We start from the raw sequence: 13,617 nt of genomic DNA, 5'->3' as shown, positions 1-13,617 counted from the left end.
GTTAGACTTATCAACCACTAATCGTTTCAATTTTGCTTAATAATGCCGGAATGTTTGAAAGGAAGGAATTAACATAATGAAAACTAAACATGCACGTTTATTAATACTTGGTTCTGGCCCTGCCGGTTATACAGCTGCTGTCTATGCCGCACGCGCTAATTTATCGCCAGTACTCATAACCGGTACGCAACAAGGTGGGCAACTTACCACCACGACAGAAATCGAAAACTGGCCAGCAGGCGCTCCTGAATTAACCGGCCCGGAATTAATGGTAAAAATGAAAGAGCATGCAGAAAGATTTAATACTGAAATTATTTTAGACCATATAGATCGGGTTGATTTTAGTCGCAAACCATTCAAACTTTTCGGCAGTGAAACCCAATACAGTTGCGATGCACTTATTATTGCAACTGGTGCATCAGCACAATACCTTGGCTTACCCTCAGAAGAAGCGTTTAAAAGTAAAGGCGTTTCAGCCTGTGCAACTTGTGACGGATTTTTTTATCGAAATCAAAAAGTCGCTGTTGTTGGTGGTGGTAATACAGCCGTTGAAGAAACACTATATTTGGCAAATATCGCCAGCGAAGTCCATTTAATTCACCGCCGTGGTAGCTTTAGAGCTGAAAAAATCCTAATGGATCGATTGGCTGAAAAGGTCAAAGAAGGCAAAGTTATTTTACATACTCATCAAATTGTTGATGAAGTACTTGGTGATAATATGGGCGTAACGGGTGTAAGACTGCGAAGCACGCAAGATCCTAACTTAACCGAAGAGTTAGCGGTATTAGGTCTATTTATTGCAATTGGGCATAAACCCAATACCGATATTTTCGAAGGTCAACTTGAATTGAAAGATGGTTACATTAAAGTTAAGTCGGGCACACATGGTAATGCAACCCAAACAAGTATAGAAGGAATTTTTGCCGCTGGCGATGTAATGGATAATATCTATCGTCAAGCGATTACTTCGGCAGGAACAGGTTGCATGGCTGCCTTAGATGCTGAACTTTATTTGGATAATATTAAGTAAATAAAACAGTCATGTCATTAGATAAAAAACGTCAAACTTACTTACTTAGCTGGTTGAAACAACACGCAAAAAAATACCAATCAAATCTGCGTGCCTCGATTTTAACCGGCTTTATCTTGACTCTTTTCATGATTGCTCAAGCTGCATTGCTTGCCACTATTTTACAAAAAATAATCATTGAACAAGTCAATTTCTCAGAAGTTTTAATCTACTTCTTGCTATTAATTGTCATCCTATTAGCGCGAGCAATATTGATCTATTTTCGGGAAAAAATTAATTTTGCTTTGGGCAGAAAAGTGCGTAATCAAATTCGGCAGGATTTAATTAATCAATTTGAATCACTGGGTCCAGCTTATTTAAATCAAAGTACTACTGGTGCCTTAAGTACTTTAGTTATTGAACAAGTTGATAATCTGCAAGATTTCTTTGCGCGTTATTTACCACAAATGCGATTAGCCAGTATGGCGCCTATCATAATTTGTATCGCAATTTTACCTTTTAATTGGGCTGCTGCGGCTATTTTATTTTGCACTGCCCCACTTATCCCAATCTTTATGATTTTGGTTGGTATGGGCGCTGCCGATATTAATCGCCGGCACTTCAAAGCATTAGCCTATTTAAGCGGACATTTTTTAGACCGGTTAAAAGGTTTAAGCACTATCCGATTATTTAATCAAGGTGAAAAACAGGCGAACGAAATTAAAAAAGCGTCAGAAGATTTTCGAGTTAAAACCATGCAAGTGCTTAAAATGGCATTCTTATCTTCAGCCGTTCTAGAGTTTTTTGCCTCTATCTCAATAGCTGTTGTGGCGGTTTATTTTGGTTTTTCCTATTTAGGCGAGTTCGATTTTGGCTCATATAGTGGCAGCGTAACCCTCTTTGCCGGTTTTTTTGCCTTAATTTTAGCACCTGAGTTTTTTCAACCATTACGCGATCTTGGTACCTATTATCACGCAAAAGCTGAGGCGATTGCCGCGGCAGACAATATTGAAACTTTTTTAACGCAAAAATCAGCTAAACAGCAATTTGATAATGCTAAAGCAACAATTGATTTTAATGATTCACTACAAACCATTGAAGCAGATAACTTAATTGTGTTATCAAGTGAGAATAAGCCGATTGTTGGTCCATTATCTTTTACGCTTAAAGCGCCGTTTAAATTGGCTTTAATCGGTACCAGCGGTGAAGGTAAAACGTCGTTGATGCAGGTGTTATTAGGATTTTTACCCTATCAAGGCTCATTAAAAATTAATGGAATTGAGTTTAATCAGTTAACATTGTCAAGTTGGCAAAAGCAGATAAGTTGGATTGGTCAAAATCCTTATTTAATTAACGGCTCAATACGTGAAAATATTTTACTTGGTAATCCAAATGCCACCGATCAGCAGCTGGCATCTGTCATTTCACAAGCGCAATTAGCGGAAGTTATTGCTAAATTACCCAATGGATTAGATACTCAAGTGGGCGAAGATGCCATTCGTTTATCGGTAGGGCAAGCACAACGTATCGCACTGGCAAGAGCGATGCTAAAACCATGTCAACTACTTATTCTTGATGAGCCGACCGCCAGTTTAGATAAACAAACGGTGCAAAATTTAGAACATCATAATATTGCAACAAACAGTATAACAATTACTCACCAAAATGAGGATTTGCATTCGTATGATTCAATTTGGCAACTTTCTAAAGGGCTTTTACATTGTCATATCAAGGAGAGTTTATGATAGCAACATTACGCCCCTATATTGCACTTTATAAACACTATTTTTGGCAAATTTTACTCGGTTTGTCGTTGTCGATACTTACCCTTTTTGCCAGCGTATTTTTACTTTCGTTATCTGGCTGGTTTTTAGCCTCTACGGCTTTTGTTGGGGTCGCTGGACTCTATACTTTTAACTATATGCTACCGGCTGCCGGGGTACGTGGCGCTGCAATCACTCGTACAGCTTCACGTTATATGGAGCGGTTAGTTGATCATAATACGACTTTTCAAATTTTGTCCTATTTAAGAACGCTAGCTTTTCAAAAGATTTTACCTCTTAGTGCAAACCAATTATCTCAGTACCAACGTGCCGATTTACTCAATCGCTTTATTGTCGATATCGATGCGCTTGATCACTTATATTTAAAACTTTTCTCACCGATTATCACTGCTCTAATCACTATTGGCGTGATGTTTATTGCACTTAGTCAGATTAATCTACCTGTTGCATTAATTATTACCATTGTGCTGACACTTACTTTACTGGTCGTGCCGGTGGTTTTTTATTATGCAGGTAAGCAATTAGGTGAAACGCTTGCTAAGCAACAAAGTGAATATCGCTTATTGCTGATCAATTATTTACAAGGACAAGCTGAGTTGACACTATTTAACGCTCAGCCTCGATACCGCACTAAATTAGATCAATTAGAATCAAGCTGGCTAAATAACCAGCAAAAACAGTCAGCATTAATGGCATTATCAAGCGCATTAGTCCTACTTATTACCGGAATTTTAACACTGCTCGTACTGTGGTTAATTACTCAATATACTCTATCACCTATAGTTGCGCTATTTGTGTTTGTCTGCCTTGCCAGCTCGGAAATTTTAGCTCCAATCCCAACTGCCTTTATTTTTTTAGGGCAAGTATTAACTTCTGCGAAACGTACAACGGCAATATTTAACCAAAAACCGGAAATTGAATTTATCCCGCATGGGCAATCGCTGGATTTAAGCACAGCTAAAGTCCAATTTGATAACATCAGTTTCAGTTACCCTAATCAACCATTTGCCGTATTGAGCAATTTTTCATTAACCGTCAATGCCGGTGAACATGTTGGCTTAATAGGCAAAACAGGCTGCGGAAAATCGACTTTGCTAAATTTAGTTACCCGCAGTTGGCAACCCAATACTGGGCAGATCTACATCAACGATGTCGCAATTGATGAGCTCGATGAGCCAACGCTTAGACAGGCCATAGCAGTTGTTCCGCAAATTATCACGATTTTTAGCGATAGTTTACGTCAAAATTTATTAATTGGTAACAGCTCAGCTTCTGATCAGCAGTTAATAGAAGTCTTACAGCAAGTTGAGCTCGATAAGCTTCTTACTACTGAGCATGGTTTAGATTTACCCCTTGGACAGGGGGGGCGCTCGCTATCGGGGGGCGAAATTCGCCGCATCGGTATTGCCAGAGCACTACTGCATAATTCACCATTAATATTAATGGATGAACCGACAGAAAGTTTGGATCAGCACACTGAACAACAAATTATTCAATTAATTAAACAGGTTTGCCATGATAAAACATTGCTAATGGTCACGCATCGTTTGACTGATAATCCGTTATTTGATCGAGTCATTTCGCTCTAATGGAATAGAATGCAAAACAGCGGTTTTATACTTTAACGTATAGTAAATCTGAAACTTCTTGTCAAAAAAATGATTGCTTAGGCTGATCTGCTCGCTATTTTTAAAAATATGCTATACTAGCGCTTTATTTATTCGAATAGAGAGTTTATTTTGCAACAATCGTTACAAGATTTTATTATAGATAAAATTGATGATCTAAAAGGTCAAGATATCGTAACTCTTGATGTACGTGGTAAATCAAGTATTACTGATTATATGATTATTTGTACTGGCACATCTAATCGTCATGTAGCATCAATCGCCGGTCATTTACTTGACGAAGCGAAGAAACACGGGCACCTTGTATTAGGTAGTGAAGGTCAAAACGATGCCGATTGGGTCGTGGTTGATATGGATTCAGTTATTGTACATATCATGCAAGAACAGAGCCGCCAACTTTACGAACTCGAAAAACTTTGGAGTTAATGGCGTGAAAATACAGCTTATTGCTGTTGGCAATAAAATGCCGAGTTGGGTCATTACCGCATTTGATGATTATCGTTCTCGATTTCCTAAAGATATGCCATTAGAGCTTATTGAAATACCAGCCGGCAAACGTACTAAAAATGCTGATATTGCCCGTATACTAGACAAAGAAGGCGAACTTATGTTAAGCGCATGCGGCAAAAGTAACCGTATTGTGACTTTGGATATTCCGGGTAAACCTTATACCACCCACAATCTAGCTGAGCAGTTGGAACGCTGGAAAACAGACGGTCGAGATGTTAGTTTATTAATTGGTGGCCCTGAAGGTCTATCACCTGCATGTAAAGCTGCAGCTGAACAAAGTTGGTCACTCTCACCACTTACTTTACCACATCCTTTGGTGCGGGTGATTGTTGCTGAAAGCTTGTATCGAGCATGGAGTTTAACCACTAATCATCCTTATCATCGGGAATAAGAGCAATAAAATGAGCGCAGTTATTTTAGATTTGCAAATTGCCACCGAGCATAATGAAAATTTACCCACCGAGCAGCAGATTATGCAGTGGTTGGAAGTCATTTTGCCACAATTTAAGGAAAATGCTGAAATTACCATTCGTATCGTTGATGAGCAAGAAAGTCAGCAATTAAACAATACTTATCGTCATAAAGACAAACCAACTAATGTGCTATCTTTCCCTTTCGAGTCACCGATTGAAATTGATATACCTTTGCTTGGCGATTTAGTTATTTGTAAACAAGTGGTTGAAGCCGAAGCGAAAGAACAACACAAATCATTATCTTCACATTGGGCACATATGATCGTTCATGGCTGTTTGCATTTATTAGGCTATGATCATATCCTTGACGAAGAAGCTGAAGAAATGGAAAATATCGAAATTGATATTATGAATCAATTAGGATTTGATAATCCTTATCAACCAATTGACTAAATAAAATTTTTAATACTATTTCTATCAACTAAATAGAATCTTTAAAACAACAAGACAGAAAGGAAAAGAGCAAATGAGTGATGACAATCACCGGAGCCCAAAAAAAGGGTTTACTTTATGGTTAAGTCAGTTATTCCATTCAGAACCAAAAGATAAAGAAGAACTGATTGAAGTGATTCGTGAAGCAGAAGAAAACGAGCTTATCGATCCTGACACCCTTGATATGATTGAAGGTGTAATGGATATAGCCGAACAGCGAGTTCGCGATATCATGATTCCCCGCTCTCAAATTGTAACAATTAAAGATAATTATACACTTGATGAATGTTTAGATATTATTTCTGAACATGGTCACTCCCGATATCCGGTAATTAGTGAAGATAGAGATCATATTGAAGGTGTTTTATTAGCCAAAGACTTACTTATCTATATACGCCAAGGCGTTAATGATTTTGATTTAAAAAAGATCTTAAGACCAACTGTAGTTGTGCCGGAAAGTAAGCGTGTCGATCATATGCTCAAAGAGTTTCGTATGCAGCGCTACCATATGGCAATGGCGATTGACGAATTTGGCGGGGTATCGGGACTTGTCACTATCGAAGATATTTTAGAGCTTATTGTCGGTGATATTGAAGATGAATACGATGAAATTGAAGATCGTGATATCCGTCGCTTAAGCCAATCGGTTTACACCGTGCGCGCACTTACACCAGTTGAAGATTTCAACGAAATTTTCGCCACTTCATTTAGTGATGATGAAATGGATACAATTGGTGGATTGGTGATGCAACATTTCGGTCGTTTACCTTTACGTGGTGAAAGTATCACAATTGACGGCTATCAATTTAAGGTCACAATTGTTGATAGAAGACGAATAATTCAATTACATGTGACCATACCTGATGGCGCAACCGTGCCAAATTTAGAGATGCCGGAGCATGCTTAAACAGATTTTATACAGTCTAGTATTCGGTGCCATTGCTGTTTTTAGCTATGCGCCTTTTCACATCTGGCCTTTGGCGTTTGTGTCATTTGCCGGACTGCTATGGTTAATAGCAAACAAATCCAAAAAACAAGCTTTAGTTCTAGGACTTTGCTGGGGTATTGGATATTTCTCAGCTGGCATTCACTGGATATATTTCAGTATTAAACAGTATGGCGAACTCCCCTCCTTTATTGCCGTTATTATTTTAGGTTTTTTAGTTTTATATTTATCACTCTTTCCAATGCTGTTTGCTTTCCTTATTCGCTCAGCTGATAGAGTGGCTAAACCATTTACGTTTAAACAACTGGTACTGATAATGCCAATTGTTTGGCAAATAACCGAATTTTTACGTGGTTATATTCTTACTGGTTTTGCTTGGCTACAATTCGGTTACAGCCAACTTGATAGCCCATTACGGAACTATTTTCCAATTGTGGGGATTGACGGGCTTAATCTTATTTTCACCATTTTATGTGGATTATTAGTTTTTAGCTTACATAAGCTGATTAAAACAGTCCAAAAATGGCACGCATTTGGTGCAATTATTGCACTGTTAGTGATCTTAATTGCACCAACTTCACTCAAAAATATTCAATGGACAACTATTGATAATCAGCGTTCAGCCAATTTTGTTTTAGTGCAAGCAAACATTGCTCAGTCAATACGTTGGTCATCTGAGCAACTGAATAATACATTACTAACCTACGCTAAGCTGACCGAAGACAACTTAGATAAAAACAAAATTATTATTTGGTCTGAAGCCAGTATCACCGATTATGAACTCAACCAGCAACCCTATTTGCAATATATTGATAATCAAGCCAGAGCGAATGATTCAGAGGTCGCTGTAGGGATTATTGATTACCGCTTTAGTCACTTTGGAAACAGTCCAACTAGCGAAGTTTATAATAGCTTGATCGTGTTAGGAGAACCAAAACCTTATCAATATCCAACTACTAATCGCTATCAAAAACACCATTTAGTACCATTTGGTGAATTCACGCCTTTAGAATCCGTACTTCAACCTTTGACCAATATGCTCGATATTCCTATGTCCTCGATGCAACCGGGGGGAGTAAACCAACCGCCACTGACCATGAAAGGATTTAAATTTACCACTGCTATCTGTTATGAAATCATCTTATCTGATTTAATGTGGCAGAATTTCACGCCTGATACTGATTTTTTATTAACCGTTTCCAACGATGCGTGGTTTGGTGACAGCATTGGGCCTAAGCAGCATTTGCAAATGGCGCAAGCTAGAGCATTAGAGTTTGGTAGACCGCTAATTCGCAGTACCAATAATGGTATTACAGCGATAATAGACCATAAAGGTAATATCATTAAACAATTACCTCAATTTAAAACTGATGTATTAATCGACACGATTTCACCCACCACTGGTCTAACTCCTTATGCCAAATGGGGAAATAAACTCTATTTTTTAATCATATCTTTAATGCTTATCTCACTTTTTATAAAAAAACGTCATAATTAGTAAGACTGGCACAATTATTGCTTATATGTAATTGGTTTCTAAAGAAATTGGGTAAAAATCTATTGTTAAAATGCCAGAATCTGACGTTGTATCTAGCTCCAATTATCTACAAATAAATAGTAAAAAGTACTTTTATGCTAAAAAATAAGTTATAATATACGCCCTTTGTAAAAATATTAAATAAATTTAATATGATACAAATTAAACAGTAGGAGATGAGTATGAACAAGAAGACAAAATTAACCAAATTAGTATTATCATTTGCAATGTTAGGTCTAATTAGCGGATCAGCGGTTGCAGAAGAACTAACTGGTACTTTAGCCAAAATTAAAGATAGTGGTGTGATTGTTGTTGGTCATCGTGAATCTTCTATTCCATTTTCCTACTATGGTGAAAAACAAGAAGTCATTGGCTATTCACAAGATTATTCGAATCTGATTGTAGAAGCAGTTAAAAAAGAGTTAAATTTACCAGATCTAAAAGTAAAATATTTACCTGTTACTTCTAAGACTCGTATTCAACTACTTAATAACTACACTTATGATTTTGAATGCGGTTCGACCACTAACAATCTTGAACGCCAAAAAACGGTTGATTTTTCAAACAGCATCTTTATTGTTGGTACACGTTTTTTAGTGAAAGCTGATAGCGACATTAAAAGTATTGAAGATCTTAAAGGTAAAAATGTCGTTACCACAGCAGGTACAACTTCTGAAATTCGTTTAAATCAAATCAATAGTAAAGAAGACTTAGGCATTCGTATTATTACGCCAAAAGATCATGGTGATGCATTTAATGCTCTTGAAACTGGTCGTGCAGTAGCATTTTTAATGGATGATGCTTTGCTTGCTGGTGAACGTTCTCGCGCAATTAACCCAACAGAATGGAAAATTGTTGGCGAACCGTTATCTTATGAATCTTATGGCTGTATGTTAAGAAAAGGCGATACTCAATTTAAACAATTAATGGATAAAACCATTGCTGATGCTCAAAAATCAGGAAAAGCACTGGAATCATATAACAAATGGTTTACTCAACCAGTACCGCCAAAAGGCGCAAATATGGATCTGGAAATTTCACCTAAAATGGTTGAGCTTTTTGCAAATCCTAACGATAAAGCATTAGATTAATACTTTTCTTATTCTTTCTAATCCTGTGTACTAAATGTAATTGGCATTTAGTACATAATCTAATTTAGTGAATTAAATATATTATGAGTTTTAATTGGATACTATTTTTTGAACCCACCCCTTATGGTGACGGAATTTACCTAAACTGGTTGTTGGACGGTATTTTTGTCACAGTTTCATTAGCCGTTACCGCATGGATTATTGCATTTGTGTTAGGGTCTTTTGTCGGTATATGCAGAACATTGGACAACAAATTTTTAAATAAATTTGCCGCTGGCTACATTCAGCTGTTTCGTAATATTCCCTTACTTGTTCAAATGTTTTTATGGTACATGATACTACCTGAATTATTGACCGGGAGTTTAAAAACTTGGTTTATTTCGGGATTATCACCAAATATCAGTTCATTTATTACAGCATCAATTGCTTTAGGTTTATTTACCTCTGCTCGTATTGCTGAACAGGTCAGAACCGGTATTCAAACTTTGCCAAAAGGACAAAGATATGCCGCAATTGCGCTTGGCTTAACAAACCGACAAGCTTATCAGTACGTATTATTACCAAATGCTTACAGGCGTATTATTCCACCATTAACTTCGGAAATGACCAATATTATTAAAAATTCCTCTGTTGCATCAACCATTGGGTTAATTGACTTGATTGGGCAAATTGATCGCATCAATGAATCGACCAATAGTATTGTTGAAATATTGTGTGGTGTAACAATTGCCTTTATGCTTATTAACTATGCTGTACTTACCATTATGCGAATTGTTGAGAAACATACTCGTTTGCCAAACATGAGTCACGGAGGATAATATGCAGTTATATACTTGGATTGCCAATATACCTTCACTGGTAAGCGATAATTATCATCTATTATTAAGCGGATTATGGTTAACGACTAAAATTACCTTGATTGCTGTTATTTTCGGCATTATTTGGGGAACAGTCTTAGCATTAATGCGCCTATCAAATAATAAATTTCTTAATATTTTTGCAAAATGTTATGTTAATTTATTTCGTTCCATTCCATTATTATTAGTATTGTTATGGTTCTATTTAGCGTTACCACAAGTAATAAAATTCGTCTTTAATCTGCCGCCTTATGCAGATGTACGGATTGTCTCAGCGATGATCGCTTTTGCCCTTTTCGAAGCGGCATATTATTCAGAGATCATTCGTGCTGGTATCAATGCAGTTACTAAAGGCCAATATCACGCCGCCTATGCACTCGGTATGACAAAAGGTCAGGCTATGCGTTTAATTATTCTGCCGCAAGCATTTAGATCGATGGTACCACTATTATTAACTCAAGGTATTATCTTGTTCCAGGATACTTCGCTTGTTTATGTCATGAGTTTAATAGACTTATTTGGTGCCAGTGTGACACAAATCGGTAATGTACAAGGCGGTACAGTTAAATATTCAATGATTATATTTGCAGCGGCAAGTTACTTTATAATTTGTTTTACTGCTTCACGTTTAGTTAATTATTTCAAGAAAGGGATAAGTCGATGATCTCCTTAGAAAATGTATCAAAATGGTATGGACAATTTCAAGTTTTAAAAAACTGTAGTACCAAAGTCGGTAAAGGCGAAGTTGTTGTTGTTTGTGGGCCTTCAGGTTCTGGAAAATCCACACTAATAAAAACGGTAAATGGTTTAGAGCCAGTTCAACAAGGTAAAATCATTATTGATGGAACAGAAGTAACGAGCAAATCCACTAATTTAGCTAAATTACGTTCTAAAGTGGGTATGGTATTCCAACATTTTGAACTGTTTCCACATTTAACAATTTTAAAAAATCTTACGCTTGCTCAAATCAAAGTATTAGGTAGAGCTGAGGATGAAGCTCGTGAGAAAGCCCTAAACCTTCTTGAACGAGTCGGCTTACTTGCCCACGCTGATAAATACCCTGCACAGCTATCGGGTGGTCAGCAACAACGTGTTGCTATTGCTCGCGCACTTTGCATGGATCCAATCGTTATGTTATTTGATGAACCAACATCAGCGCTCGATCCAGAAATGGTTAACGAAGTACTTGATGTTATGGTTGAGCTTGCGTATGAAGGCATGACAATGATGGTTGTAACCCACGAAATGGGCTTTGCTCGAAAAGTTGCGCATCGTGTCATTTTTATGGATGCCGGTGAAATTATTGAAGATACCTCTAAAGAGCAATTCTTTACCAATCCTCAATCTGATCGTGCTAAAGACTTTTTAGCCAAGATTATTCACTAATCAATTACACAGGGCAAATTGCCCTGTTTTTTTATATCTCGCAATATTTGTAGTTTTTAGTTCGCCGTTGGGATTGTGCTACAAGCCTCAAAACGTAATATTACGATTGTTTATTTTCTAATAAATTAACTAATCCGCTATGTCTAACGGTTTGTGTTTTGATTGCTTGTGATAAGATCTGTTCATTAGCGTAAATGGATACAGATTTTTTAGCACGTGTAATTGCTGTATAAAGCAATGAACGATTGAGCAGTGGTGAATAATCGGTAGGTAAAATAATATTGACCTTATCAAACTCTGAACCTTGAGATTTATGAATCGTCATCGCATAAGCTGTTTCATGTTCCGGTAGTCGAAAAGGCGAAAATCCCTTAATCGATCCGTCAGCAAAAGGAAAATAGACTCGCAGTTTAGTATTATCATGTTCTGCCATTAACGTAATGCCAATATCGCCATTATATAAGCCTAACGATGAGCTATTACGCAAGATCATAATTGGGCGGCCAACATACCAAGCTTCTTTGTTTTTCAAATGAATTAATCTTTTTTTGGCTAACAGTGATTCGATTTGTTTGTTTAATCCTTCAACACCAAACATGCCTTCACGTACCGCGCAAAGTAACCGGTACTGAGCAAATTTTTCTAAAATGTCAGCAATATCATTATTGCCTCTAGGATTGATAGCAGTTAAATAACTTTTATAATGGTCAACACAATCATGCAATACTGCTTCATATGTGTGCTGGGAAGTCAAAAGGTGGTAATGAATATCATGAAATAATCTATCAGCTAAAAGCTTTTTAGCAGCGGCTACTTGCCCTTCTTTAACCGCATTAGCCAGTAATCCTATTCCGGATGATTCATTGAATCGATAGCTCTTTTGTAATAAACAAATACTATCGGTTATTATGGCCACTTGTTGGCTCGATGGAATAGCAAAACCCGTTAGTTGGCTTAATTGTTCTGCACGAGCGGGGCTATACCCGGTTGAGATAAATTCACATAAGTCACCAAATACTGCGCCGGCTTCAACTGAGGAGAGCTGATCTTTATCACCTAATAATATCAAGCGTGCGTTTTTAGGCAAAGCATCGATAATTCTTGCCATCATATTTAAATCAACCATTGATGCTTCATCTACCACTAACACATCAATATTCAAGGGATTATTTTTATTATAACTAAATTCACGATTATCTGCCTTCGCACCAAGTAATCGATGTAGCGTCACTGCTTCAGCTTTAATGTTTAAATGATCAAAGGAGAGTTGCGAAATAGCACGACTAAGTGATTCTGTCAGTCTTGAAGCAGCTTTACCCGTCGGTGCAGCGGTCACAATTCTTGCACTCGGTTGAGTTAAGACGATTCCGGCTAAAATTTTTGCTACCGTGGTGGTTTTACCGGTTCCCGGCCCGCCGGATATAATAGCAACTTTACGAGTCAATGCCACCGCAACGGCAACTTTTTGCCAATCAATAAAAGTTTGGCGGTCGGTAAAAAGTTGGTCTAATATTAACTTTAAATCAACATTGTTCCCTGAATTTTCAGTCAACTCATTACAATTAAAATACTGTGCTACTTGCTTTTCATCGTGCCACATTCGTTGAAAATAAAGTTTATTATCGATAAGAATAAGGGGGGAAAGTTTAGAGCCATCACTCACAACTTGTGTATGTTGAGCATGATCTAATGCATCTAGCCAATCCTTTGTTGTAGGTGAAGCTAAATCCAGCCAGACATCTGGCGCTATAGTTTGTTGGTTCAAGTTGGTAAGATCAAGGCAGACATGCCCTGACCTTACCTCTTTACTCAGTGATAGCACCAAAAAGCTAAAACGTTTGAGGATTAACTCATCATGCAACTTAGCTTTGTTAGTTAAAAACACAACCAAATGAATATCAAGCAAACTGATTTGGCTGTCTTGTTTAAATTGGTTTAACCACTGATTTAGCATACTTTGTTTC

The 13,617-nt window shown here is 37.3% G+C and carries 13 protein-coding genes; 12 read left to right on the top strand and 1 reads right to left on the bottom strand.

Translation table 11 applies throughout. The annotated features are described in order from the left end of the window. Positions 1–76: 76 nt before the first annotated feature. From trxB to GYM74_RS03655, 12 genes are all read left to right on the top strand, one after another. Entirely contained in the window at positions 77–1,030 is a 954-nt protein-coding gene (gene trxB, locus GYM74_RS03710; protein ID WP_220219150.1) for a thioredoxin-disulfide reductase, read from the top strand. Positions 1,031–1,041: 11 nt separating this feature from the next. Continuing rightward, complete coding sequence (gene cydD, locus GYM74_RS03705) at positions 1,042–2,754, top strand: cysteine/glutathione ABC transporter permease/ATP-binding protein CydD (RefSeq protein WP_220219149.1); 1,713 nt, start codon at positions 1,042–1,044, stop codon at positions 2,752–2,754. Further along, positions 2,751–4,382, top strand: a complete 1,632-nt coding sequence (cydC, locus tag GYM74_RS03700) for a cysteine/glutathione ABC transporter ATP-binding protein/permease CydC (protein WP_220219148.1) — start codon at positions 2,751–2,753, stop codon at positions 4,380–4,382. The genes cydD and cydC overlap by 4 nt, the downstream gene beginning before the upstream one ends. Before the next feature lie 150 nt (positions 4,383–4,532). Then, positions 4,533–4,847, top strand: coding sequence for a ribosome silencing factor (rsfS, locus tag GYM74_RS03695; protein WP_324099755.1), 315 nt, complete (start codon positions 4,533–4,535; stop codon positions 4,845–4,847). A gap of 4 nt (positions 4,848–4,851) precedes the next feature. Continuing rightward, entirely contained in the window at positions 4,852–5,322 is a 471-nt protein-coding gene (gene rlmH / locus GYM74_RS03690) for a 23S rRNA (pseudouridine(1915)-N(3))-methyltransferase RlmH (RefSeq protein WP_220219147.1), read from the top strand. Positions 5,323–5,332: 10 nt separating this feature from the next. Next, a complete protein-coding gene (gene ybeY, locus GYM74_RS03685; RefSeq protein WP_220219146.1) occupies positions 5,333–5,797 on the top strand; it encodes an rRNA maturation RNase YbeY in 465 nt (154 codons plus the stop codon). A gap of 73 nt (positions 5,798–5,870) precedes the next feature. Then, the gene (gene corC / locus GYM74_RS03680; RefSeq protein ID WP_220219145.1) at positions 5,871–6,743 is read left to right on the top strand and encodes a CNNM family magnesium/cobalt transport protein CorC; all 873 of its coding nucleotides are present in this window, start codon (positions 5,871–5,873) and stop codon (positions 6,741–6,743) included. Continuing rightward, complete coding sequence (gene lnt, locus GYM74_RS03675; RefSeq protein ID WP_220219144.1) at positions 6,736–8,280, top strand: apolipoprotein N-acyltransferase; 1,545 nt, start codon at positions 6,736–6,738, stop codon at positions 8,278–8,280. Before corC ends, lnt begins: the two co-directional genes overlap by 8 nt. A 221-nt stretch (positions 8,281–8,501) precedes the next feature. Continuing rightward, positions 8,502–9,410, top strand: a complete 909-nt coding sequence (locus tag GYM74_RS03670; RefSeq protein WP_220219143.1) for a glutamate/aspartate ABC transporter substrate-binding protein — start codon at positions 8,502–8,504, stop codon at positions 9,408–9,410. Between the two features lie 83 nt (positions 9,411–9,493). After that, positions 9,494–10,228 (top strand): amino acid ABC transporter permease, encoded by a 735-nt coding sequence (locus GYM74_RS03665; protein ID WP_220219142.1) that lies wholly within the window; start codon positions 9,494–9,496, stop codon positions 10,226–10,228. 1 nt (position 10,229) lies between these two features. Beyond that, on the top strand, positions 10,230–10,931 hold the full coding sequence (locus GYM74_RS03660; RefSeq protein ID WP_220219141.1) for an ABC transporter permease subunit: 702 nt from the start codon (positions 10,230–10,232) through the stop codon (positions 10,929–10,931). Then, positions 10,928–11,653: an amino acid ABC transporter ATP-binding protein gene (locus GYM74_RS03655; protein ID WP_220219140.1), complete on the top strand. Its 726-nt coding sequence runs from the start codon at positions 10,928–10,930 to the stop codon at positions 11,651–11,653. The genes GYM74_RS03660 and GYM74_RS03655 overlap by 4 nt, the downstream gene beginning before the upstream one ends. Before the next feature lie 100 nt (positions 11,654–11,753). Here GYM74_RS03655 and recD read toward each other — a convergent pair whose 3' ends face one another. Then, entirely contained in the window at positions 11,754–13,607 is a 1,854-nt protein-coding gene (recD, locus tag GYM74_RS03650) for an exodeoxyribonuclease V subunit alpha (protein ID WP_220219139.1), read from the bottom strand. Between the last annotated feature and the right edge of the window lie 10 nt (positions 13,608–13,617).

The sequence above is a fragment of the Gilliamella sp. ESL0405 genome, from assembly GCF_019469205.1.
Lineage (GTDB): Bacteria > Pseudomonadota > Gammaproteobacteria > Enterobacterales > Orbaceae > Gilliamella.
This window is presented reverse-complemented; position numbering and strand designations above follow the sequence as displayed.

What these genes read in the sequence shown, in the direction of transcription:
- trxB (WP_220219150.1), top strand. Translation starts at nt 77, where the DNA reads ATGAAAACTAAACATGCACGTTTATTAATACTTGGTTCTGGCCCTGCC.
- cydD (WP_220219149.1), top strand. Translation starts at nt 1,042, where the DNA reads ATGTCATTAGATAAAAAACGTCAAACTTACTTACTTAGCTGGTTGAAA.
- cydC (WP_220219148.1), top strand. Translation starts at nt 2,751, where the DNA reads ATGATAGCAACATTACGCCCCTATATTGCACTTTATAAACACTATTTT.
- ybeY (WP_220219146.1), top strand. Translation starts at nt 5,333, where the DNA reads ATGAGCGCAGTTATTTTAGATTTGCAAATTGCCACCGAGCATAATGAA.
- corC (WP_220219145.1), top strand. Translation starts at nt 5,871, where the DNA reads ATGAGTGATGACAATCACCGGAGCCCAAAAAAAGGGTTTACTTTATGG.
- lnt (WP_220219144.1), top strand. Translation starts at nt 6,736, where the DNA reads ATGCTTAAACAGATTTTATACAGTCTAGTATTCGGTGCCATTGCTGTT.
- GYM74_RS03670 (WP_220219143.1), top strand. Translation starts at nt 8,502, where the DNA reads ATGAACAAGAAGACAAAATTAACCAAATTAGTATTATCATTTGCAATG.
- GYM74_RS03665 (WP_220219142.1), top strand. Translation starts at nt 9,494, where the DNA reads ATGAGTTTTAATTGGATACTATTTTTTGAACCCACCCCTTATGGTGAC.
- GYM74_RS03660 (WP_220219141.1), top strand. Translation starts at nt 10,230, where the DNA reads ATGCAGTTATATACTTGGATTGCCAATATACCTTCACTGGTAAGCGAT.
- GYM74_RS03655 (WP_220219140.1), top strand. Translation starts at nt 10,928, where the DNA reads ATGATCTCCTTAGAAAATGTATCAAAATGGTATGGACAATTTCAAGTT.
- recD (WP_220219139.1), bottom strand. Translation starts at nt 13,607, where the DNA reads ATGCTAAATCAGTGGTTAAACCAATTTAAACAAGACAGCCAAATCAGT.